Below are 239 nucleotides of genomic sequence, written 5' to 3' on the forward strand. Positions count from 1 at the left end.
GTATTGCCAACGTCGGCACACTGCACTCCGGCGTGCTCAACCTCGGTTCGGGGCTGTCGGGGATCTACAACACCAGCACGCTGCCGCTCGGGACGCCGGCGTTGGTGTCGGGCCTCGGCAACGTCGGCCATCAGCTGTCGGGCTTGTTGGCCTCCAACGTGGGGCAAAACCCCATCACCATCGTCAACATCGGGTTGGCTAACGTCGGCAACGGCAACGTCGGCCTCGGCAACATCGGC

The 239-nt window shown here is 64.9% G+C and carries 1 pseudogene; it reads left to right on the plus strand.

The window, feature by feature from the left end:
- Positions 1–239 (plus strand): annotated as a pseudogene (locus tag BST12_RS30075) (hypothetical protein); the annotation flags it as partial.

The organism is Mycobacterium angelicum (assembly GCF_002086155.1).
In the GTDB taxonomy this organism is placed as follows: domain Bacteria; phylum Actinomycetota; class Actinomycetes; order Mycobacteriales; family Mycobacteriaceae; genus Mycobacterium; species Mycobacterium angelicum.